The organism is Vibrio sp. Vb1554 (genome assembly GCF_033344235.1).
This window is the reverse complement of record NZ_JAWPOJ010000163.1, coordinates 1-1,496: the sequence shown is the minus strand read 5'-3', so window position 1 is coordinate 1,496 and position 1,496 is coordinate 1. Positions and strand designations below refer to the sequence as shown.

Below are 1,496 nucleotides of genomic sequence, written 5' to 3'. Positions count from 1 at the left end.
ATGACACCATAGCAAACAACATTGCTTACGCGACGGAAGATAAGTACCAGCGTAGCGATATTGAGCATGCAGCGAAGCTGGCTCACGCAATGGAATTCATCAATAAGATGGAAAATGGTTTAGATACCATGATCGGCGAAAACGGCGCGAGCTTATCTGGTGGTCAGCGCCAACGTGTAGCTATTGCTCGTGCGTTGCTGCGTGATGCGCCTGTACTAATTCTTGACGAAGCAACCTCTGCATTGGATACGGAATCTGAGCGTGCCATCCAAGCTGCATTAGATGAGCTGCAGAAAGATAAAACCGTGTTGGTGATTGCTCACCGCTTGTCAACGATCGAAAAAGCCGATGAGATTCTAGTCGTAGACGACGGTGCCATTATTGAACGAGGTAATCACGCAGACTTGATTGCTAAGAATGGCGCTTACGCTCAACTTCATCGCATCCAGTTTGGCGAATAGTTGCTGTGGTTGAAAAAATCTGGTTTGAAAATCATCCATTAAAATATCTGTTGTGGCCATTATTATGGCCACTCAGTGTGTTGTTTGGTGCAATTAGTAGAGCGAAGCGTCAACAGTTCCAAACTGGTCGCACGCAAGCGTATCAAGCACCAGTACCCGTAGTGGTGGTCGGTAATATCACCGCTGGTGGCAATGGTAAGACGCCTGTTGTGGTTTGGTTGGTCGAGCAATTACAACATCTGGGGTATAAACCGGGAGTGGTGTCTCGAGGATACGGTGCGAAGGCTCCGCAGTATCCGCTGGTGTTAAATGATGATACTCCTACTCAACATTGTGGTGATGAACCTAAACTCATCCACCGGCGCACCGGAGCTCCTGTCGCAGTCGATCCTGTACGTGCAAACGCCGTGAAAGCGCTAGTAGAGTTAGACGTGGATATCATCATTACCGATGATGGTTTGCAGCATTATGCTCTAGAGCGTGATGTTGAACTTGTGATTGTTGATGGAAATCGTCGTTTTGGTAATGAGTGTTTGATTCCACTTGGTCCATTGCGCGAAGGTGTTGAGCGACTTCAGGAAGTCGACTTTATCATCACCAATGGCGGTTTGGCCCATCAGGGTGAGATCTCGATGTCTCTAGCGCCATCAAAAGCGATCAACCTAAAGACCAAGCAGCAAGTTGATGTGAGTGAGTTAAAGGCGCTGGTGGCATTTGCCGGTATCGGGCACCCACCTCGGTTTTTTAATACACTAGAATCAATGAATGCGGATGTTAAAGTCACGAAAGGTTTTGCTGACCATCAAGACTTTGACCAAAAAGAACTTGAAGCATTGGCTCTGCAAGGGGCGAATGTGATTATGACAGAGAAAGATGCTGTCAAATGTAGCGACTACGCACAAGACAATTGGTGGTATCTGCCTGTATCTGCTCAATTTGAGCCTAAAGATGCAGAGCGAATTTTAAATCGAATAAAAGAGGTTAAAGCGACTTATGGATCACCGTCTGCTTGAGATTGTGGCTTGCCCAGTGTGT

Annotated in this window: 2 protein-coding genes; both read left to right on the top strand. The window is 46.9% G+C overall.

Annotated elements, in window-relative coordinates; translation table 11 throughout:
* Positions 1 to 461, top strand: a 461-nt coding sequence (locus R8N28_RS24590; protein ID WP_318183592.1) for an ATP-binding cassette domain-containing protein, incomplete at its 5' end; no start/stop codon positions are given.
* 5 nt (positions 462 to 466) lie between these two features.
* Positions 467 to 1,474: a tetraacyldisaccharide 4'-kinase gene (gene lpxK / locus R8N28_RS24585; protein ID WP_193284627.1), complete on the top strand. Its 1,008-nt coding sequence runs from the start codon at positions 467 to 469 to the stop codon at positions 1,472 to 1,474.
* The last annotated feature ends 22 nt before the right edge of the window (positions 1,475 to 1,496 follow it).